The sequence below is a fragment of the Thermomonospora echinospora genome (assembly GCF_900108175.1).
Taxonomy (GTDB): domain Bacteria; phylum Actinomycetota; class Actinomycetes; order Streptosporangiales; family Streptosporangiaceae; genus Thermomonospora; species Thermomonospora echinospora.
The window spans coordinates 242,850-262,238 of record NZ_FNVO01000004.1; the positions used below are offsets into that span (position 1 = coordinate 242,850).

Genomic DNA, 19,389 nt, shown 5'->3' on the forward strand with positions numbered 1-19,389 from the left:
TGCTGGGATCTTCGTCGTGGCGCGGATCGATCACCCGCGTCACGACGAGGGAGAGATCATGTCGAGATCACGCAAGTCCTGGGCGGGGACCTGTCTGGCGGTCGCGGTCGCCGGCGGCGTCACCGTCGGGCTCGTCCCCGGGACGGCCGTGGCGGCGCAGGGTGCGCCGTCGCTCCAGGTGATAGCCGGCAAGCTCAACAACCCGCGAGGGATCACGGTGCTCGGTGACGGCACGATCCTGGTGGCCGAGTCCGGTACCGGCGGGAAGGGGCCCTGTGTCGGCTCGGGGGAGGGCAGGCAGTGCTTCGGCGCCACCGGCTCGGTGTACCGGGTCAAGGGGGCGAAGAAGGGCCGGGTCGTCACGGGGCTGCCGTCGGTGGGCGGGCCTGGTGAGGCCATCGGGCCGGTCGACGTCGCCGTGTCCGGCAAGGACTACATCGTGCTGAACGGCTTCGGGGGCGGCACCGCGCAGCGGGCCAAGTTCGGCTCCAAGGCCCGCCGGATGGGCACCCTGTACCGGGTCCGGGGCGGCAAGATCTACGGCGACCTGGTCGCGCACGAGACCCGGCTGGACCCGGACTGGGTGCTGCCGCGCACCGACCCGGGCGAGCCGTCGGTCAACGCCAACCCGTGGCGGTTCGCCTCCGCCGCCGGCGGCGTCTACGTGACCGACGCGGGCGGCAACGACCTGCTGCGGGTCTCGGGGGGCAAGACCTACACCGAGGCGATCTTCCCGCACAACGAGATCGCGCCGGCGCCCAAGACCGCGGCGGCCTCGCCGCAGGCCCGGCAACTGCTGCGGGCGATCGCCGGGCCGGGGGAGGCGGTCCAGGGAGGGATCCCGGTACAGTCCGTGCCGACTGGCGTCGTGAAGGGCCCGGACGGCGCGCTCTACGTCGGTGAGCTGGGCGGGTTCGCGCCCGGCGCCTCGCGGATCTGGCGGATCGTGCCCGGTCACCGCCCGAAGGTGTTCGCCTCCGGCCTGACCGCCGTCGCCGACCTGGCGCTGGACGGCCGCGGCAACCTGGTGGCGCTCACCATGACCACCGGGTTCGGCCAGAACGGGCCCCAGCCTGGCGCGCTCTACCGGATCAACCTGAAGACCAAGGCCAAGTCGGAGATCCCGACGGGCGGGAAGCTGCTCTTCCCCACCGGTCTGGGGGTCGGTCCCAAGGGTCAGATCTATGTGGCCAACAACGGGATCGGCAGCGGAGCCGGCCAACTGGTCCGCGTGCGGGCGTAAGTGACTCCCGCCGGGACGGGCGCGGACGCGGAGTCCGGGCCGGTTCCGGCGGGAGAGCCGCGCCCGGCGCCGCCGGGGACGGCCGCGGACGAGGAAGGACGGCGAGGGTGGCCGGCGGGCCGTGGCGGAGGCCGCCCACCGCCGGCACCCTTCTGTCGGACAACATGAGATTTATGTCGATCAACATGATGAAGTCCGTCGACTAGAAGCGTAACCTTCCTCACAGAACGGTACAGATGGGACTGGACGTGCGTGGTGCCTTGATGTCGGAGGGCCGCCGTACGAGTGGGGAGGGCCGGTGAGGGTCGGTGTCTGGCTGGTAGGAGCCCGGGGCTCTGTAGCGACGACGGTGGTCGTCGGGGCGGCGGCGATCCGCTCGGGGCTGATGCCGCCGGTGGGATGTGTCACCGAGACGCCGGACTTCGCCGGCGCGGAGCTGCCGCCGTTGGACGCCCTGGTGTTCGGCGGCCACGACATCGCCGACGTCCCGCTGGTGAAGCGGGCCGAGAAGCTGGCCCGCGACGGGGTCGTTCCGCCGCTGCTGCCGGCCGCGGTGACCGGTGAGCTGGACGAGGCCGAGGGGGAGATCCGCGAGGGGCTCGGCGGCGGCTCCGACGCCGGCACGCTGCGCGAGCGGGCCGACCGGCTGATCGGCGACCTGGTCTCCTTCCGCGACCGCCGGGAGCTGGACCGCGTCGTCGTCATCAACGTGGCCTCGACCGAGCCGCCGTTCGAGCGACGCCCCGAGCACGCCGGCCTGGAGGCGTTGGAGCGTGCCATGGCCGAGCCCGGCGAGGTGCTGCCCGCCAGCTCGGTCTACGCGTACGCGGCCCTGCGGGCGGGCTGCCCGTACATCGACTTCACCCCGTCCACCGGGGCGCGGCTGCCCGCCCTGGACGAGCTGGCCCGCCGGATGGGCGTTCCCTACGGGGGCAGCGACGCCAAGACCGGGGAGACACTGGTCAAGACCGCGCTGGCGCCGATGTTCGCGGCCCGCGCCCTGGCGGTGCGGTCCTGGTCGGGCACCAACCTGCTGGGCGGCGGCGACGGGGCCACCCTGGCCGACCCGGCGGCGGGGGAGAGCAAGAAGGTCTCCAAGGACCGAGCGCTGTCGGAGATCCTCGACCGCAGGGTCGAGGGCCAGACCCACATCGACTACGTGCCGCACATGGGCGAGTGGAAGACCGCCTGGGACCACGTGATGTTCGAGGGCTTCCTCGGGGTCCGGATGACCCTGCAGTTCACCTGGCAGGGCTGCGACTCCGCACTGGCCGCCCCGCTCGTGCTGGACCTGGCCCGGCTGACCGCTCGCGCGCACCAGGCGGGGCGCTTCGGGCCGCTGCCGGAGCTGGGCTTCTTCTTCAAGGACCCGATCGGATCGAGCGAGCACCGGCTGACCGCCCAGTACGAGCTGCTGCGCGCCTGGGCGGTGGAACTGGGAGCCGGAGCATGACGACCCTCAAGGACCTCGCCGAGCTGGTGCGGGCCCCCGCCGCGCTGAGCGTGCCGGGCGACACCCTGGCGGGCGGGGCGCAGAACCTGGGCCCGGCGGTGTCGTCGGTCTGCCTGTACTGGGCGGGGATGGCCCTCAACGACTACGCCGACCGCGAGCTGGACGCCAAGGAACGCCCCGAGCGCCCAATCCCCTCCGGGCGGGTCGCCCCCGGCCAGGCCCTGGCGCTGGCCACCGGGCTCACCGGCGCGGGCCTGGCGCTGGCCGCCGTCACCGGGGGCCGCCGCCGGCTGGCGGTCGCGCTGCCCCTGGCGGCGGCCGTGTGGGCCTACGACCTCAAGCTCAAGGACACCCCGGCAGGCCCAGCGGCGATGGCCGCCGCCCGCGGGCTGGACGTGCTGCTCGGCGGCGGGCCCGGCGCCGTACCGGCCGCCGCCGCGCTCACCGTGCACACGTGGGGGATCACCACGCTCAGCCGGGGCGAGGTCCACGGTGCGAGCCCCGCCCTCCTCGGCGGGGCGCTGGCCGCGACCACGGTGGCGACCGCCGTCTCCGCGCTTCCCGCCCCCGGCGAGGGTCGGGCGGCGCGGATCGCCCGGCTGGGGCTGACCGCCGCCTACGCCGGGCTGGTGGGGCGGGCCCAGGTACGGGCGGCCAGGCGGGGCGACGCCCCGTCCGTCCGCGCGGCCGTGGGGGCCGGCATTCTCGGGATGCTCCCCCTGCAGGCCGCGTTCACCGCCCGCAGGGGCCGCCTGGCCACCGCCGCCGCGCTGGCCGCGGTGCATCCGGCGGCCCGTGCCCTGTCCCGCAAGGTGTCCCCGACATGAGGTTCGCGTACGGGACGAACGGGTTCGCCAACCACCGCTTGGACGACGCCCTCGCCGTGCTGGCCGACCTCGGGTACGACGGGGTGGCGCTGACCCTGGACTCCGGCCACCTCGACCCGTACGACGGCGACCTGGCGCAGCAGGTCGGCAAGGTCGCCGCGCGGCTGGCCGAGCTGGGGCTGGGCGTCGTCGTCGAGACCGGCGGCCGGTACGTGATCGACCCCCGCCGCAAGCACCATCCGACCCTGCTCAGTGCGCCCGAGGACGCCGCCCGCCGGATCGACCTGCTGCTGCGGGCCGTCCGGGTGGCCGCCGACCTGGGCGCCGAGGCGATGTCGTTCTGGAGTGGCACCGCCGAGCCGGACGTGTCCCCCGAGCTGGCCTGGCAGCGGCTCACCGCGGGGGTCGCCGAGGTCGTGGCGGAGGCCGACCGGTACGGGGTCAGGCTGGGCTTCGAGCCGGAGCCGGGGATGTTCGTCGACACCATCGCCGGCTTCGAGGAACTGCACGCCCGGCTGGGGGCGCCGGCCGCGCTGGGCATGACCCTCGACATCGGGCACTGCCGCTGCCTGGAGCCGCAGCCGGTGCCCGACTGCGTCCGTCGGGCCGCGCCGCACCTGGTGAACGTGCAGATCGAGGACATGCGACGCGGGGTGCACGAGCATCTGGAGTTCGGCCGGGGCGAGATCGACTTCCCGCCGGTGCTGGCCGCGCTCGCCGAGTCCGGGTACCGGGGCCTGGTCGGCGTGGAACTGCCCCGGCACAGCCATGCCGCCCCGGCCGTCGCGGAGCACTCGATCGGCTTCCTGCGCGCGGCGGCCGCCGAGGCGGGCATCACCAAGGAGGCGAAGCGATGACCTCGACGACCGATCCGGTGCGGACGCTGGAGGCGGCGCTCGACGGGACGCTGGACGAGCGCGGCCGGCGCTGGCTGGAGCAGGCGATCGGCCGTGTCGCGGAACGCGGTCAGGCGGTCCTGGAGGTGTTTCCGGCGGCGGGACGCTCCTGCGGGCGCGGGCCGCTGCCCGGCATGCCCGGCTGGACCGTGGACCAGGCGGCGCGCGCCCGGCTGCTGCTGGCCCTCCCGCAGGAGGGCGCCCCGCTGGGCGAGCTGCTCTTCGACGTCTACCGGTACGGGGACGCGGCCGAGCGCATCGCGGTGCTCAAGGCGCTGGCCGTGCTGGACGGCGCGGACCCGGCCGAGGGCGGTGCGGACCTGGCTGAGGGCGGCCGGGCGCCCGGCGGGCGGCTGGGCGGGCACGGGCTGCCGATCGTCCGGGACGCGCTGCGCACCAACGACACCCGGCTGATCGAGGCGGCGGTCGGCCCGTACGCCGCCGGGCACCTGGCCGATGACGAGTTCCGGCAGGCGGTGCTCAAGTGCGTGTTCGTCGGAGTGCCGTTGAGCGCGGTGGCCGGGCTGGACCGGCGGGCCGACCGGGAACTGGCGCGCATGCTCGCCGACTACGCCCGCGAGCGGACCGTCGCCGGCCGGGACGTCCCGCAGGACGTCTGGCCCGTCGTGGAACGGCATCCGGAGGTAATGCAGGACCGGGGACGGCAGGACGTCCACCGGCCGGAAAGGATCGGCTGACATGCGCATCTTCGACCCGCACATCCACATGTCGTCGCGGACCACCGACGACTACGAGCGCATGTATGAGGCCGGGGTACGGGCGGTGGTGGAGCCGGCGTTCTGGCTCGGCCAGCCGCGCACGTCCCCCGACACCTTCGCCGACTACTTCGACTCGCTGCTGGGGTGGGAGCCGTACCGGGCGTCCCAGTTCGGCATCCGCCACCACTGCACGATCGCGCTGAACCCCAAGGAGGCCAACGACCCGCGCTGCCGGGGCGTGCTGGACCTGCTGCCGCGCTACCTGGCCAAGGACGGCGTGGTGGCGGTCGGCGAGGTCGGCTACGACTCCATGACCCCCGAGGAGGACGAGGTCTTCGCCGCCCAGCTGGCGCTGGCGATCGAGGCCGACCTGCCGGCGATGGTGCACACCCCGCACCGCGACAAGGCCACCGGCACCCGCCGTAGCCTGGACGTCGTCCGCGAGTCCGGGCTGGCGTCCGAGCGGGTGCTGATCGACCACCTCAACGAGCTGACCGTGGCGATGGTCAAGGAGGCCGGCTGCTGGATGGGGTTCTCCGTCTACCCCGACACCAAGATGGACGAGGATCGGATGGTGACGATCCTCAAGGAGTACGGGACCGAACGCGTCCTGGTGAACTCGGCCGCCGACTGGGGCCGCAGCGACCCCCTCAAGACCCGCAAGGTCGGTGAGGCCATGCTGAAGGCGGGTTTCACGGCCGAAGACGTGGACACCGTCCTGTGGGACAACCCGGTGGCCTTCTACGGGCAGAGCGGCCGGCTCGACCTCGCCGAGGCGGACCCCGCGGAGTTCTACGCCGGCAACACCATCAAGCGAGGCGGATGACATGCGCTTCAGGCATCGCGACGGCACCCTGGTACACGTCGCGTACTGCACCAATGTCCACCCGGCCGAAGACCTGGACGGGGTGATCGCCCAGTTCACCCGGTACGCGCGTCCCATCCGCGACCGGCTGGGGGTGCGCCGGCTGGGGGTCGGGCTGTGGCTGGCCCGCTCCGTCGCCGACACGCTGACCGCCGACCCCGGCGAGCTGCTGCGGCTGCGCCGCGCCGTCGACAAGGCCGGGCTGGAGGTCGTCACGCTGAACGGCTTCCCGTACCAGGGCTTCCAGACCGAGGTCGTCAAGTACGACGTCTACCACCCGGACTGGACCCAGCCGGAGCGCATGCGCTACACCCTCGACCTGGCGCGGATCCTCCTCCGGCTGCTGCCCGACGACGTGACCCGGGGCAGCATCTCCACCCTGCCGCTGGCCTGGCGCGAGCCCTGGTCGCGCGCCCAGGACGCGATGGCCCAGCGGCGCCAGGACCGGCTCAACCGGGAGCTGACCGCCCTGGCCTCGGCGACCGGGAAGACCATCCGGGTGGCCTTCGAGCCCGAACCCGGCTGCCTGGTGGAGACCACCGCCCAGGCCGCCGAGCACTTGATGGGCGGCGCCCGCTTTCTGGGGGTGTGCCTGGACGCCTGCCACCTGGCCGTCGCCTTCGAGGAGCCGGCCGCCGCCCTCGACCGGCTGGCCGCCGCCGACTTGCCGGTGGTCAAGCTCCAGGCGTCCTGCGCCCTGCAGGCCGACCGGCCCGCCGACCCGGCGACCCGGGAGGCGCTGGCGGCCTTCGTCGAGCCGCGTTTCCTGCACCAGACCCGGGAACGCGGCGTCCCGTACGGCACCGACGACCTGGACGCCGCCCTCGACGGCGGGCTGCCCGGCGAGCACGAGTGGCGCGTCCACTTCCACGTCCCGCTGCACGCCGAGTACACCGGGCCGCTGCGCACCACCCGTCCCGTGCTGACCGACACGCTGGAGACCCTGTTCGGCGGCGACCGGGCGCTGACCGACCACGTGGAGGTCGAGACCTACACCTGGGACGTGCTGCCGGGCCGCTCCCTGACCAAGGAGGCCCTCATCGAGGGCATCGCCGCCGAGCTCGCCTGGACCCGGGACCAGCTCGTCCGGCTCGGACTGAAAGAGGAGAACTGATCTTGTCCACCGCCTCGCCCCGCCCGCTCGTCGTCATCGACGTCGTGGGCCTGACCCCCCGCCTGCTCGCCCACATGCCCAACCTGACCAAGGCGATGAAAGCCGAGGCGACGCTGGGGACGGTGCTGCCGGCGGTGACCTGCTCGGTGCAGTCCACCCTGCTCACCGGGGCGCTGCCGAGCGAGCACGGGATCGTCGGGAACGGCTGGTACTTCCGCGAGCTGGGCGAGGTGTTCCTGTGGCGCCAGCACAACGCGCTGGTCGGCGGGGAGAAGGTGTGGGACGCCGCGCGCCGGGTGTACCCCGGCTACAAGGTCGCCAACGTCTGCTGGTGGTACGCGATGGGCGCGGCGACCGACTTTACCGTGACGCCCCGGCCGATCTACCACGCTGACGGCCGCAAGTCGCCGGACTGCTACACCAACCCGCCTGAGCTGCGCGTCGACCTGACCCGTGAGCTGGGGCGCTTCCCCCTGTTCAGCTACTGGGGGCCGAAGGCGGGCATCGCCTCCAGCAAGTGGATCGTGGAGGCGTCCCGGCTGCTGCTGCGGCGCGAGAAGCCCGACCTGACCCTGGTGTACCTGCCGCACCTGGACTACGACCTGCAGCGGTTCGGCTCGGAGGGGCCCGAGGCCGTGGCCGCCGCCCAGGAGATCGACGCCGAGCTGGCCCCGCTGCTGGCCGACGCGGACGCCCAGGGCGCGGTCACCGTCGTGCTGTCGGAGTACGGCATCACCAACGTGTCCCGCCCGGTCGACATCAACCGGGTGCTGCGCCGCGCGGGCCTGCTGGACGTCTACCGCCAGGCGGGCATGGAGTACCTCGACCCGTGGACCTCGCGGGCCTTCGCCGTCGCCGACCACCAACTCGCCCACGTCTACGTCAAGGACCCCGCCGACCTGCCGAAGGTGCGCGACATGCTGGCCGAGGTGCCCGGGGTGGACGAGGTCCTCGACCAGGCGGGCAAGGCGGCCCACGGCCTGGACCACTCCCGTTCCGGCGAGCTGGTCGCGGTGGCGGAGCCCGACTCGTGGTTCACGTACTACTACTGGCTGGACGACGCCCGCGCCCCCGACTTCGCGCGTATGGTCGACATCCACCGCAAGCCCGGGTACGACCCGGCGGAGCTGTTCATGGACCCGTCCGACCCGCTGGTCAAGGCCAAGGCGGGGCTGGCGCTGGCCCGCAAGCAGCTGGGTTTCCGCTACACGATGCAGGTTGTCCCCCTGGACCCGTCCCTGGTGCGGGGCAGCCACGGCCGCATCCCGGCCACCCCGGACGACGGCCCGGTCCTGATGTGCTCCGAGCCGTTGGACCGCGACACCTATGCCGCCACCGAGGTCAAGTCCCTGCTGCTCTCCCTGGCGGGCCTGATCCCGCCGTCCGCCTGACCCCTTGAGGCCCGGCCGTGCGCCCGGATCCCCGCCGGGGATCCGGGCGCACGCGGTCTGCGAGGGGGTCTCCCGAGGCGTTCAGGCCGTAGGGGCGGGTGGCCTCTTTCGGCCGGACACGGTGGACCCGCGCTTGTTAGGGTTGTGCCCTTTCCGCCTGCGATCACGTTGAGGAGACCGCATGGGCAAGCGTGCGCTGTGTTCGGCGATGCTCGTCCTGCCCGCCGCCGGTCTCGTAGCGGTGGGCGTGGCCGCTCCGGTGACGGCCGCCGCGCCGCTGCCGCTGACCGGCAAGGTGATCGTCATCGACCCGGGCCACAATGGCCTCAACTACCGCTACCCGGGGAAGATCAACCGTCCGGTCCCGGCCGGGCCGAACAAGAAGGCCTGTGACACCACCGGCACCGCCACGAACTCCGGGTACGCCGAGCACGCCTACAACTTCGACGTGGCCGTCCGGCTGGCCAAGATCCTGCGGGCCCGGGGCGCCAAGGTGCGGCTGACCCGGCCCGACGACCGCGGCGTCGGGCCCTGCATCAACGAGCGCGCCGCGATCGCCAACCGGCTGCGCGCCGACGCGGCCGTCTCGATCCACGCCGACGGTGCGCCCAGCGCCCGCCGGGGCTTCCACGTGATCGTGCCGGGCCTGGTCAAGGGCTACACCGAACCGATCGTGGCGCCCTCCCGCCGGCTGGGCACCCGGATCCGCAACACCTTCCGGGACGGCACCGGCCAGCCGTACGCCGACTACGCCGGCCGCAACGGCATCGACGTCCGCACCGACCTCGGCGGCCTTAACCTGTCCAAGGTCCCCAAGGTCTTCATCGAGTGCGGCAACATGCGCAACGCCACCGACGCCGCCCGCATGAAGAACCCCACGTGGCGCCAGCGCGCCGCCCAGTCCCTGGCCACCGGCCTGACCCGCTACCTGCGCGGCTGAATCCCCCCGGCCCCTCAAGAGGGCTCGTCGGGAAGGCCGGTCAGGAGGGGAGGGCGTAGCGGCCGTCGTCGAGCGGATCGACGAGGCCGTCGGCGATGAGGCCGTCCAGGGCCCGTTCGCGTTGGACGGGGTCGGACCAGACGACGTCGAGGGCGGGCTTGTCCACGGGACCGTCCGCGTGGCGGAGGACGGCCAGCAGGCGGCCCCGGCACTGGCGGTCGGTGCCCGCGTAGGTCTGCCCACGGCGGGGCGGGCCGTCGTAGGCGGGGCGGCCGGCCCGGTGCCAGGCGCAGGAGGACAGGACGGGGCAGTCCACACAGCGGGGGGTGCGGGCCGTGCAGACCAGGGCGCCCAACTCCATGACCGCCACGGCCCACCGGGCGGCGGTCGGCGGGTCGTGGGGGAGCAGCGACTCGGCGAGGGCGACCTCGGCGGCGGTCTGGGACTTGGGCGGGTACTCGACGCCGGTGAGCAGGCGGGCCAGCACGCGGCGGACGTTGGTGTCCAGGACGGCGTGACGCTGCCGGTAGGCGAAGCTGGCCACGGCGGCGGCGGTGTAGGCGCCGATGCCGGGAAGCGCGCGCAGGACGTCGTAGGAGGAGGGGACCTGGCCGCCGTGCTGCTCGGTGATGGCCACCGCGCAGGCGTGTAGGCGCAGGGCACGGCGCGGGTAGCCCAGCCGGCCCCAGGCGCGGACGGCCTCACCGGAGGGCTCGGCGGCCAGCGCGGCGGGGGTGGGCCAGCGCTCCATCCACTGCTGCCAGACCGGCAGGACCCGGGCGACGGGCGTCTGCTGAAGCATGATCTCGCTGACCAGGATCGCCCACGGGGTGGCGCCGGGAGCGCGCCAGGGCAGGTCGCGGGCGTGCTCGTCGTACCAGCCGAGGATCGGCTCGGTGTAGCGGGCGGCGTTCGGTGGGGCTGCGGTCATGGCAACTCGCCATCCTGCCACGGCGCGCCGCCACGCCCGGCGGTGACCCGAAAAGCATACTGAGCGCATGGATTCAGTAACGGAAAGTGATTATGAGGAGCCGCCGTACTGGCGCCGCCGGGCGCTGGTGCTTGCCGGGCTGCTGGCGGTGGTGGGCCTGCTCGTCTGGACGTGCGGCGGCGGGGACGACCGGCGGAGCGGCGTTGCCGGGGCGGCCGGCACCCCGTCGCCCTCATCGTCCCCGGAGCCGTCCGGGAGGATTCCGGTGGCGGCGCCTACGGTCACGGTGACGGCCACGGCGAAGACCGCGGCCACGCCCACGCCCACGGCGAAGACCACGACGAAGGCCCCGGCGAAGGCACAGACGGGAGCCGCGCCCAGGAAGGACATACCCAAGGACAAGGACGCCTGCGAGCGCGGCGACGTGGTGGCGGGCTTCTCGATGGACGGGGACGACTACGCGCGCGGGACGCTGCCGCAGTTCCGGGTGTCGGTGGTCAACACCGGCGAACGCACCTGCGCCTTCCGCACGGACCCGCGCGCGCTGCGGATCCTGATCACCTCGGGCCAGGACCGGATCTGGTCGTCGGACCACTGCGTCAGGGGAGCGGGCGCGCCCGTCCGGCTGCGCCGGGGCGTCCCCCAGGTCCGGACGGTCACCTGGGACCGCAGGCGTTCGGCGGAGGGCTGCCCGCGGCTGCGCCCGGCCGCCCGGCCGGGCACCTACGTCGCGGAGCTGCGGGGCGATGGCGTCAAGACGCGCAGGCTGGTCTTCCGGCTCCGGTGACCGGCCCGCCGCCCGGCGGGGACGCGGCCGGACGGGGACGCAGCCGGACAGGGACGCGGGAAGGTCACCCCGCCGATGCGGTCCTCGCGGCGACCGGCCCGCGACCGGCCCGCGACCGGCCCGCGACCGGCCCGCGACCGGCCCGCGACCGGCCCGCGACCGGCTCGCGACCGGCTCGCGACTGGCCCGTGGCTGGGCGGGGACGTGGCCGGCCGCGGGGCCGGTGCCCGGTCCCCGGTCAGACGTAGCGTTCCAGGATCGAGGACTCGGCCAGCCGGGACAGGCCCTCGCGGACGCTGCGGGCGCGGGACTCGCCGACGCCGTCGACCGACTGCAGATCGTCGATGCCGGCGGCCAGCAGCTTCTGCAGGCCGCCGAAGTGCTCGACCAGGTCCTCCACGATCAGGCCGGGCAGCCGGGGCACCTTGGCCAGCAGTCGGTAGCCCTTGGGGCTGACCGGGATGTCCAGGGCGTCCGGGCCCGAGTAGCCCATCACCTCGGCGACCGTGGTCAGGTCCAGCAGCTCGTTGGCGCTCAGCGCGTCCAGCGCGTCCAGCACCTCGCCGACCACCCGGGCGGGGGTCTCCGGCGGCTGGTAGTCGCGGACGATCAGCTCGCGGTCCACGTCCACCCCGGAGACCAGCTCGTCGAGCTGCAGCGACAGCAGCCGGCCGTCGGTGCCCAACTCGACCACGTAGCCCTCGATCTCGTCGGCGATGCGGCGGACCATCTCCAGCCGCTGTACGACCGAGGTGACGTCGCGGACGGTGACCAGGTCCTCGATCTCCAGCGCGGACAGGGTGCCGGAGACCTCGTCGAGGCGGAGCTTGTAGCGCTCCAGGGTGGCCAGCGCCTGGTTGGCCTTGGACAGGATGGCCGCCGAGTCCTCCAGCACGTAGCGGGTGCCGTCCAGGTAGAGGGCGATGATCCGCATCGACTGGCTGACCGAGATCACCGGGAACCCGCACTGCTTGGCCACCCGCTCGGCGGTGCGGTGCCGGGTGCCGGACTCCTCGGTGGGGATGGTCGGGTCGGGCACCAGGTGCACGGCGGCCCGGACGATCCGTGAACGCTCCATGTCCAGCACGATCGCGCCGTCCATCTTGGCCAGCTCGCGCAGCCGAGTGGCGGAGAACTCCACGTCGAGCTCGAAGCCCCCTGAGCACAGCTCCGCCACGACGGGGTCGTAGCCGAGGACGATCAGGCCGCCGGTGTGGCCCCGCAGGATCCGTTCGAGCCCGTCGCGCAGCGCGGTGCCGGGTGCGACCGCGGCCAGCGTGGCGCGGCGCCTCTCGTCATGACCCTTGTCGTGTATGACTCCCACTGGACCCCCGGAGGTCGCTGAACGGCGCTCAGTTTACCGAGCCGTTTCCGTGATCGACTCCTCCGCAGGTCCGAACCACGGATCTGTGAACTAATACTCACAGGTGACGTGGCCGGTCACGGCGCCGTGAAGGCTACCTGGAGCGCCTGGTTGAGGCTGTCGACCTCCATGACCCGCATGCCCTCGTAGCTGATCGCCCGCAGCTCGGCCCGGCGCAGCGGCGTGTCCTCGCCGAGCTCCAGCGAGCCCTTGGGGACCACGGCGGCCTTGAAGCCCAGCCGGCCCGCCTCGGCCAGTCGCCGCTGCACGCCGGGCACCGCGCGCACCTCCCCGGCCAGGCCGACCTCGCCCAGCGCGATGACGTTGCCCGACAGCGCCTGCTCGACGGTGGACCCGGCGACGGCCAGCGCCACGGCCAGGTCCACGGAGGTCTCCGACAGCCGTACCCCGCCGACCGTGGAGACGTACACGTCCTGGTCGTGCATGGAGATCTGGCAACGCCGGGCCAGCACCGCCAGCACCATCGCCACCCGTGCCGACTCCAGCCCCGAGGTGGCGCGGCGCGGGGCCGGCAGGAACGACTTGGCCACCAGCGCCTGCACCTCGGCGACCAGCGGGCGGCGGCCCTCCAGGGTGACGGTCACGCAGGTGCCCGGGACCGGCTCCTCCCGGCGGGTCAAGAACAGCCCGCTGGGGTCGGCCAGCCCCACGATGCCGACCTCCGACAGGTCGAAGCAGCCCAGCTCGTCGGTGGGGCCGTAGCGGTTCTTGACGGCGCGGATCATGCGCAGCCGGCTGTGCCGGTCGCCCTCGAAGTACAGCACCACGTCGACCAGGTGCTCCAGCAGCCGGGGGCCGGCGATCGCCCCGTCCTTGGTGACGTGGCCGACCAGCACGGTGGTGATGCCGCGCTCCTTGGCGACCCGGATCAGGTTGGCGGTGACCTCGCGGATCTGGGTGACGCCGCCGGGCGCGCCGTCCACCTCGGCGGCGCCGATGGTCTGGATGGAGTCGACCACCAGCAGCTTCGGCTCGACGGCGTCCACGTGCCCGAGCAGGGCCGACAGCTCGGTCTCGGCCGCCAGGTACAGCGCGTCGGCGACCGCGCCCACCCGGTCGGCGCGCAGCCGCACCTGCTCGGCCGACTCCTCGCCGGTGACGTACAGCACGGGGGTGCGCGCGGCGGCCAGTGCGGCGACCTCCAGCAGCAGGGTGGACTTGCCGATGCCGGGCTCGCCGGCCAGCAGCAGCACCGCGCCGGGCACCATGCCGCCGCCGAGCACCCGGTCCAGCTCGTCCAGGCCGGTCGGCCGGGTCTGCGCCGACTGTACGTCCACCTGGCCGATCGGCCGGGCCGGGGAGGTGACCGGGCCGGCGGTGACCACGCGCGGCGGGGCGGCCGACCCCGCCTCGCCCACGGTGCCCCACGCCTGGCACTCCCCGCAGCGCCCGACCCACTTGGAGGTCTGCCAGCCGCACTCGGAGCAGCGGTAGGCCGCTTTGGGGGTCTTCGCCTTCGCCATGACCTAGACGGTATTGGCAGCCGGGGACAGATTCAGTAGCGGCGCCACCACAGGTTGACGGCGTAGTCGACCTCCAGGCCGGGATGCTCGGCCAAGAACGCCTCCGCCAGTTCGGCCGGGAACTCGATGCGCAGCACCGCGGCCAGGTCCTGCCGGGAGCCGAACGACCAGCGGAACGTCAGCGGCTCCCGGGCGAATCCCTGCCGCGCCCAGAACCGTTCCACCGCCCCGGAGTCGTAGGAGGGCAGCCAGCGGCGGAACCAGCCGCCGAACGTGGAGCGGGTGGCGTCGTTGTCGATGATCATGGCGGCGCCGCCGCGCCGCACCACCCGGCGCAGCTCGGCCAGCCCCGGCTCGCAGCCCGGCCCGAAGAAGTAGGCCCACCGCGCGTGCACCACGTCCACCGAGGCGTCCGGCAGCGGGATCGCCTGGGCGGCGCCCACCCGCACCGTGACGTTCGTCAAGTCGCGCACCCGCCGGCGGGCCGCCGCCGCCAGGCCCGCGTGCGGCTCCACCCCGACCACCCGGGACGCCTCGCGGGCGAACATCGGCAGGTGGAAGCCGGTGCCGCAGCCCAGGTCCAGCACGGTCGCCCCGGCCCACGGCCGGATCCGGCGCAGCGCCGACTCCAGCACCCCGTCGGGGTCCACGGCGCGGTTCTCGATCTCGTAGACCTGCGGGGAGTTCCAAATATTGGGGCTGGGCACGGCGCCCGCCGCGATCTCGGCCACGGTCGCCGAGGGTAGCCGTATCCGGAGGATGCCGCGCGGGTCGGCTATACCGGGCGGACGGAATCCGCGACACACCGCATAGGCTTTTCGTTGCACGGCGCCGGTGCGGCGGGCGGCATCGTCCGACGCGGCCCGAGCCGACCGGATTTCGTGCGGCATGAGGCCGGCCGGGTTCGATGCGGCGCCGGGCCGGCCGGGTTCCATTCGGCGCGAGGCCGACCGGTGCTCACGAGGTGACCAATGAGCGATCTTCAGGCGGGACAGCGGTGACCGCGCGGCACGACGATGCGGTACCGGCGGGGCTGCGGCTGCCGGACGCCCCGGTGACGCTGTCGACGGCCTCGGTCTATCCGGAGAAGGTGCCCAGCGCCTTCGAGATCGCCGCCGCGCTGGGCTACGACGGGGTCGAGGTCATGGTCGCCACCGACGCCGCCTCGCAGGACCTCAACGTGCTGCGCCGGCTGTCGGACTACCACCAGGTGCCGATCAAGTCGATCCACGCGCCCTGCCTGCTGCTCACCCAGCGGGTGTGGGGGCGCGAGCCGTGGGGCAAGCTGGTGCGCTCCAAGGAGGTCGCCGAGGAACTGGGCGCCGAGGTGGTGGTCGTCCACCCGCCGTTCCGCTGGCAGCGCGAGTACGCCCGGGAGTTCGTCGAGGGGCTGGCGCGCATGCAGGACGAGACCGACGTGGTGTTCGCGGTGGAGAACATGTTCCCGGTGCGGGCGCGCGGCGCCGAGGTGGGCATGTACTTGCCCGACTGGAACCCCGTCGACCAGGACTTCCCCTACGTGACGCTGGACCTGTCGCACACCGCGGTGTCGGGCTCGGACGCGCTGGAGATGGCCTCCGGTCTCGGCGACCGGCTGCGCCACGTCCATCTGGCCGACGGCGTCGGGGTCACCAACAAGGACGAGCATCTGGTGCCCGGCCGGGGCAACCAGCCCTGCGACGCCATGTTGGAGAAGCTGGCCGGGGACGGCTTCGGCGGGCACATCGTGCTGGAGGTCAACACCCGACGGGCGGCGAGCCGGGGCGAGCGGCTGGAGGACCTGGCCGAGGCGCTGGCGTTCACCCGGCTGCACCTGGCCGCCGCCGACCGCACCTGGGAGGTCACCCCGGCCGGAGAGGTGTCCCGCCGGGGCATGGGCTGATGGCCGCCGACGCCTCTACCCGGCCCGGCCGGCCCGGGCGGCGTCCCGGACCCACCGAGACGCGGGAGAAGATTCTGGACTGCGCCCGCCGGCTGTTCGCCGAGAAGGGCTACGACGGCGCCTCGCTGCGCGGCATCGCCCGTGAGGCGGGGGTGGACCCGGCGCTGGTGCACCATTTCTTCGGCACCAAGCAGGGCGTCTTCATCGAGGCCATGCGCTTCCCGATCGACCCGCAGGCGATCCTGTCGCGCGTCGCGGGCACCCGGTCGCGGGACGAGCTGGGCGTGGCGCTGGCCGAGGTCTTCCTGGAGATCTGGGAGGACCCGGCCAGGCGTGTGCCGGTGCTGGCGATGCTCCGTTCGGCCATGACGAACGAGCAGGTCGCGACCATGATGCGGCAGTTCGTGTCGGCCGCGCTGCTGGGGCCCGTCACCGAGGCGTTCGGCATCGCGCCGATCCGGGTCGAGGCCGCCGTCGGCCAGCTGATCGGCGTGGCCATGCTGCGGTACGTGCTGGGTGTCGAGCCGATCGCCTCGGCCACCCGGCAGGAGCTGGTGGAGTTGCTCGCGCCCACCCTCCAGCGTCACTTCGACGAGGGCTGAGCCCGTCCGGCCGTCCGGCCGGAGTTCCCCGGATCCCGGGCGGCGGTCCCGCACCGCACCGTGCCGTGGCCGCCGCGTGTCTCCAGGAGTGTCTTGACGGCGTCTTTGCGTCCGCTTAAATTCAACGCATGATGAATTCTACTGCGGCGGACCCCCCGCCGACGGCGGTGAGCGTGCGCGACTTGCGGGTACGGCGGGGCGGCCGGGACGTCCTGCGCGGGATCGGGTTCGACGTACCGCGCGGTTCGGTGGTGGGGCTGCTGGGGCCCAGCGGCTGCGGCAAGACCACGCTGATCCGGGCGATCGTGGGCGTGCAGATCGTCCGCGGCGGCACCGTCACGGTGCTGGGCCGCCCGGCCGGTCATCCCGAGCTGCGCCGCCTGGTCGGCTACGCGACGCAGAACCCGGCCGTGTACACCGACATCACCGTCACCGAGAACCTGCGCTACTTCGCCTCGGTGCTGGGCGCGCCGCGCGGCGACGTGCGGCGGGTCATCGACGAGGTCGGCCTCGGCCGCCACCGCGACCAGGTGGCCGCCACGCTGTCCGGCGGGCAGCTCAGCCGGCTCAGCCTTGCGGTCGCCCTGCTCGGCCGCCCCGAGCTGCTCGTCCTGGACGAGCCCACCGTCGGGCTCGACCCGCTGCTGCGGCAGGAACTGTGGGAGCTGTTCGGCGAGTTGGCCGCCGGGGGCACCACGCTGCTGGTGTCCAGCCATGTCATGGACGAGGCGGCCAGATGCCGGCGGCTGCTGCTGATGCGCGAGGGCGCGATCCTGGCCGACGACGCCCCCGACGCGCTGCGCGCCCGTACCGGCGCCGACGACCTGGAGGAGGTCTTCCTCCGGCTGATCTCGCAGCACGTGGAGGCGGCATCATGAGCGTGGGCGTGACACTGGCGACGACACGGCGCATCCTGAGCCAGCTCAGGCACGACCACCGGACGGTCGGGCTGATCGTCGGGGTGCCGAGCCTGCTGATGATCCTGCTGCGGTACGTGCTCGACCAGCCGGGGATGTTCGACCGGGTGGGCCCCATGCTGCTGGGCGTGTTCCCGCTGATCATCATGTTCGTGGTGACCAGCGTCGGCACCCTGCGCGAGCGCTCCGGCGGCACGCTGGAGCGGCTCATGACGATGCCGCTGGGCAAGCTGGACCTGCTGCTGGGCTACGCGCTGGCGTTCGGCCTGGTGTCGCTGCTGCAGGTGGGCGTGGTGCTGGCCCTCTCGCTGACCTGGCTGGACCTGGACCTGGCCGGCCCGGTGGGCGTGCTGGTGGCGGCAGCGGTGCTGTGCGCGCTGCTCGGCGTGGCGCTCGGGCTGCTGGCCAGCGCGTTCGCCCGGACGGAGTTCCAGGCGGTGCAGCTGATGCCCGCGTTCGTGCTGCCGCAGGCACTGCTGTGCGGGCTGTTCGTGCCGCGCGACCAGATGGCGGGCTGGCTGGAGGCGATCTCCGCCGTGCTGCCGCTGTCGTACGCGGTGGAGGCGATGCAGCAGGTCACCCAGGAGTCCGGGGTGACCGGCACGCTGCTGGCGGACATCGCGGTGATCGCCGGCTGCACGCTGCTGGCCCTGGGGCTGGGCGCCGCCACCCTCCGCCGCCGCACCCCCTGAACGGCGGACCCCCTGAACGGCGGACCGGCACGCAGGTCGCAAAAAGGTCGAGTGTGTACAAAGGGCGCTGATATGCGGGACGCCGATTGTAAACTCCGCGCCATGAGCACCCGGTCCCCCCAAGAATCCTCCGCGAGTGCCGGGCCGTCCGGCGACGGACCCGACACCGGGGAGGGCACCGCGATCGCCGAGCCGCCCGAGCAGGCGGCCCGGGCGCGGCGCAGGCAGCGGCGGCGCCGGGTGCTGCTGGCGGTGCTGGTCTTCGTGGTGCTGATCGCGCTCGGCCTGGGCGGCCTGCTGTGGCAGCGGCAGGCGTCCTACAACGGCAACATCGACCGGCTGCCCGGCACGATGCCGACCGGCCCCCGTCCCGGCCCCAACGTGGTCGGCACCGAGAACTGGCTGCTGGTGGGCTCCGACACCCGGGTCGAGGCGCACACCACCGGCGAGGGCGGGCAACTGTGGAAGCCGGGGCAGCAGCGCTCGGACACGCTGATGCTGCTGCACCTGCCGGCCGAGCGGGACAAGGCGTACGTCATCTCCATCCCCCGCGACTCGTGGGTGCCGGTGCCCGGCTACGGCACCCAGAAGATCAACGCGGCGTTCTCCTACGGCGGGCCGCCGCTGCTGATCCAGACCGTGGAGTCGCTGACCGGGGTGCGCATCGACCACTTCGGCGCGATCGACTTCAACGGCTTCAAGGACATGACCGACGCGCTCGGCGGGGTGGACGTGCACATCGCCGAGACCGTCAGCGACCCGAAGAACAACATCACCTGGCAGGCCGGCAAGAACCATCTGGACGGCGACAAGGCGCTGCTGTTCGTCCGGCAGCGCTACAACCTGCCCAACGGCGACTTCGACCGGATCAAGCGCCAGCAGGCGTTCCTGCGGGCCGTCACCCAGAAGGCCGCCGAGGGCGGGACGGTCACCAACCCACTCAAGCTCGACCGGTTCCTGTCGGCGTTCACCAAGTCGATCAGCGTGGACGAGTCGGTGTCCGCGGGCGACCTGCGGTCGCTGGCGCTGAGCATGCGCAACGTGCGCGGCTCGGACATCACCTTCATGACCGTCCCCAACAAGGGCCCTGCGGCGCGCGGCCGGCAGAGCGTGGTGCTGCTGGACGACGCCAAGGCCAAGCTCCTGTACGAGGCCGTGCGCGGCGCCGAGGTGGCCGAGTACGTCAAGGAGCACGGCGGCGCCAACAGCGTCGGCAAGGTCTCCTGAGGCGTCCCCAGGGCCCCATGAGCCCGCGGAGGTGCCTTTCGGTACCCGCATAACCT

The 19,389-nt window shown here is 73.3% G+C and carries 19 protein-coding genes; 15 read left to right on the forward strand and 4 right to left on the reverse strand.

All coding sequences use genetic code 11. The features are described 5' to 3' along the window. The first annotated feature begins 58 nt into the window (after nt 1–58). The 9 genes from C4U03_RS11305 (at nt 59) to C4U03_RS11345 (ending at nt 9,448) form a co-directional block, all read left to right on the forward strand. Nucleotides 59–1,243 (forward strand): ScyD/ScyE family protein, encoded by a 1,185-nt coding sequence (locus C4U03_RS11305; protein ID WP_146087339.1) that lies wholly within the window; start codon nt 59–61, stop codon nt 1,241–1,243. 298 nt (nt 1,244–1,541) lie between these two features. Further along, complete coding sequence (locus tag C4U03_RS11310) at nt 1,542–2,696, forward strand: inositol-3-phosphate synthase (RefSeq protein ID WP_103937685.1); 1,155 nt, start codon at nt 1,542–1,544, stop codon at nt 2,694–2,696. Further along, on the forward strand, nt 2,693–3,523 hold the full coding sequence (locus C4U03_RS11315; protein WP_103937686.1) for an SCO3242 family prenyltransferase: 831 nt from the start codon (nt 2,693–2,695) through the stop codon (nt 3,521–3,523). Before C4U03_RS11310 ends, C4U03_RS11315 begins: the two co-directional genes overlap by 4 nt. Next, complete coding sequence (locus C4U03_RS11320; RefSeq protein WP_103937687.1) at nt 3,520–4,380, forward strand: sugar phosphate isomerase/epimerase family protein; 861 nt, start codon at nt 3,520–3,522, stop codon at nt 4,378–4,380. Before C4U03_RS11315 ends, C4U03_RS11320 begins: the two co-directional genes overlap by 4 nt. Next, nucleotides 4,377–5,117 (forward strand): EboA domain-containing protein, encoded by a 741-nt coding sequence (locus tag C4U03_RS11325; protein ID WP_200827195.1) that lies wholly within the window; start codon nt 4,377–4,379, stop codon nt 5,115–5,117. Before C4U03_RS11320 ends, C4U03_RS11325 begins: the two co-directional genes overlap by 4 nt. Nucleotide 5,118: 1 nt before the next feature. Continuing rightward, nucleotides 5,119–5,964 (forward strand): TatD family hydrolase, encoded by an 846-nt coding sequence (locus C4U03_RS11330; RefSeq protein WP_103937688.1) that lies wholly within the window; start codon nt 5,119–5,121, stop codon nt 5,962–5,964. 1 nt (nt 5,965) lies between these two features. Next, nucleotides 5,966–7,117, forward strand: a complete 1,152-nt coding sequence (eboE, locus tag C4U03_RS11335) for a metabolite traffic protein EboE (protein ID WP_103937689.1) — start codon at nt 5,966–5,968, stop codon at nt 7,115–7,117. A gap of 2 nt (nt 7,118–7,119) precedes the next feature. Continuing rightward, nucleotides 7,120–8,508, forward strand: coding sequence for an alkaline phosphatase family protein (locus C4U03_RS11340; RefSeq protein ID WP_103937690.1), 1,389 nt, complete (start codon nt 7,120–7,122; stop codon nt 8,506–8,508). Nucleotides 8,509–8,689: 181 nt separating this feature from the next. Beyond that, a complete protein-coding gene (locus C4U03_RS11345) occupies nt 8,690–9,448 on the forward strand; it encodes an N-acetylmuramoyl-L-alanine amidase (RefSeq protein WP_103937691.1) in 759 nt (252 codons plus the stop codon). Nucleotides 9,449–9,488: 40 nt separating this feature from the next. Here C4U03_RS11345 and C4U03_RS11350 read toward each other — a convergent pair whose 3' ends face one another. Next, nucleotides 9,489–10,379 (reverse strand): HhH-GPD family protein, encoded by an 891-nt coding sequence (locus C4U03_RS11350; RefSeq protein ID WP_103937692.1) that lies wholly within the window; start codon nt 10,377–10,379, stop codon nt 9,489–9,491. A 67-nt stretch (nt 10,380–10,446) separates the two neighbouring features. Here C4U03_RS11350 and C4U03_RS40370 point away from each other — a divergent pair, with 67 nt between their 5' ends. After that, on the forward strand, nt 10,447–11,166 hold the full coding sequence (locus tag C4U03_RS40370) for a hypothetical protein (protein ID WP_160146968.1): 720 nt from the start codon (nt 10,447–10,449) through the stop codon (nt 11,164–11,166). A 238-nt stretch (nt 11,167–11,404) separates the two neighbouring features. On the opposite strand, the gene disA is transcribed toward C4U03_RS40370, so the two are convergent. The 3 genes from disA to C4U03_RS11375 form a co-directional block, all read right to left on the reverse strand. Next, complete coding sequence (gene disA / locus C4U03_RS11365; RefSeq protein WP_200827196.1) at nt 11,405–12,490, reverse strand: DNA integrity scanning diadenylate cyclase DisA; 1,086 nt, start codon at nt 12,488–12,490, stop codon at nt 11,405–11,407. A gap of 116 nt (nt 12,491–12,606) precedes the next feature. Continuing rightward, nucleotides 12,607–14,013 (reverse strand): DNA repair protein RadA, encoded by a 1,407-nt coding sequence (gene radA, locus C4U03_RS11370; protein ID WP_103937695.1) that lies wholly within the window; start codon nt 14,011–14,013, stop codon nt 12,607–12,609. A gap of 32 nt (nt 14,014–14,045) precedes the next feature. Continuing rightward, nucleotides 14,046–14,744 carry a class I SAM-dependent methyltransferase gene (locus C4U03_RS11375; RefSeq protein WP_103937696.1) on the reverse strand — a complete coding sequence of 233 codons (699 nt, stop codon included), beginning with the start codon at nt 14,742–14,744 and terminating at the stop codon, nt 14,046–14,048. A gap of 266 nt (nt 14,745–15,010) precedes the next feature. On the opposite strand from C4U03_RS11375, the gene C4U03_RS11380 reads away from it, so the two are divergent. The 5 genes from C4U03_RS11380 (at nt 15,011) to C4U03_RS11400 (ending at nt 19,333) form a co-directional block, all read left to right on the forward strand. Beyond that, nucleotides 15,011–15,895, forward strand: coding sequence for a sugar phosphate isomerase/epimerase family protein (locus C4U03_RS11380; protein WP_235017778.1), 885 nt, complete (start codon nt 15,011–15,013; stop codon nt 15,893–15,895). Beyond that, nucleotides 15,895–16,497 (forward strand): TetR/AcrR family transcriptional regulator, encoded by a 603-nt coding sequence (locus C4U03_RS11385; protein ID WP_103937698.1) that lies wholly within the window; start codon nt 15,895–15,897, stop codon nt 16,495–16,497. Before C4U03_RS11380 ends, C4U03_RS11385 begins: the two co-directional genes overlap by 1 nt. Nucleotides 16,498–16,625: 128 nt before the next feature. Then, a complete protein-coding gene (locus C4U03_RS11390; protein WP_235017779.1) occupies nt 16,626–17,375 on the forward strand; it encodes an ABC transporter ATP-binding protein in 750 nt (249 codons plus the stop codon). After that, nucleotides 17,372–18,106 carry an ABC transporter permease gene (locus C4U03_RS11395; protein WP_103937699.1) on the forward strand — a complete coding sequence of 245 codons (735 nt, stop codon included), beginning with the start codon at nt 17,372–17,374 and terminating at the stop codon, nt 18,104–18,106. The genes C4U03_RS11390 and C4U03_RS11395 overlap by 4 nt, the downstream gene beginning before the upstream one ends. A 102-nt stretch (nt 18,107–18,208) precedes the next feature. Next, the gene (locus C4U03_RS11400) at nt 18,209–19,333 is read left to right on the forward strand and encodes an LCP family protein (RefSeq protein WP_235017780.1); all 1,125 of its coding nucleotides are present in this window, start codon (nt 18,209–18,211) and stop codon (nt 19,331–19,333) included. Nucleotides 19,334–19,389 lie beyond the last annotated feature (56 nt).